The sequence below is a fragment of the Herbaspirillum lusitanum P6-12 genome, assembly GCF_000256565.1.
Taxonomy (GTDB): Bacteria; Pseudomonadota; Gammaproteobacteria; order Burkholderiales; family Burkholderiaceae_D; genus Herbaspirillum; species Herbaspirillum lusitanum.
This window is the reverse complement of record NZ_AJHH01000154.1, coordinates 1-860: the sequence shown is the minus strand read 5'-3', so window position 1 is coordinate 860 and position 860 is coordinate 1. Positions and strand designations below refer to the sequence as shown.

At 62.6% G+C, this 860-nt stretch carries 2 protein-coding genes; both read right to left on the bottom strand.

What is annotated here, in order from left to right:
- Positions 1-475: purine nucleoside phosphorylase YfiH/LACC1 family protein (locus tag HLUSI_RS0105235; RefSeq protein ID WP_016832968.1), on the bottom strand; the 475-nt coding region annotated here is incomplete at its 3' end.
- A 6-nt stretch (positions 476-481) separates the two neighbouring features.
- A partial coding sequence (locus tag HLUSI_RS0105230) for an RluA family pseudouridine synthase (protein ID WP_016832967.1) occupies positions 482-860 on the bottom strand: 379 nt, incomplete at its 5' end.

The following is an 860-nucleotide window of genomic DNA, read 5'->3' as shown; positions in this document are numbered from 1 at the left end:
TGATACGCGCGATAATCACGATTACGATAGCGCGGCCGCGCATGGCGGACACGGTGTTTTCCAGCACGCCGCCGGCCAATCCGCGCCAGCCTGCATGCGCTGCGCCGACCACGCTACCGGCAACATCGCACAGCAATACCGGCAGGCAATCCGCCGTCATCATGACGCACACCGCTCCGGGCTCACTGGCAATGCAGGCGTCGGCATCAGGCGCACCCTGCACCTGCACCGCATCAGCGACATTGACGCCATGCACCTGCGTCAACCAGGAAGGTTCAGCGGGCAGAATACTGCGCAATAATGCGCGATTGCGCTGCACATGTGCAGGCTCGTCTTGCACATGCACTCCCAGATTCAAGCCGCCGCCGCCCTGTCCATCATCATACGGCCCTTGGCTGAAGCCGCCGCTGCGCAATGTCGACAACGCACCGACGTTGGCAGGAATACCGGTCCAGTCGGGAATCAGCAGTTCCATGCGATCCTAGTCCTCGAGCGCCGCCAAGGATTTCACGTCGATACCGGCGCGTTCCAGCAATTCGGTGAAATCCTCCGGCAAGCCGACTTCCCATTCCACCTGCTTGCCGGTGGCCGGATGGATCAGGCCAAGTTTCCAGGCTTGCAAAGCCTGACGCGGGAAGAAAGGCATCAAGTGCGACTTGCCGTACAAGGCATCGCCGACCAAGGCGAAACCGAGAGACTGCATATGGACGCGGATCTGATGCGTGCGCCCCGTTTCCAACTGGCAACGCATCAGGCTGACGGCGCGACCGTCGAGCGCGCCCACGGCAGCGCGGCGATAGTGCGTGACCGCCGGCTTGGCCGTCATGCTCTCGGAAACCGCCATCTTGATGCGGTCGCGC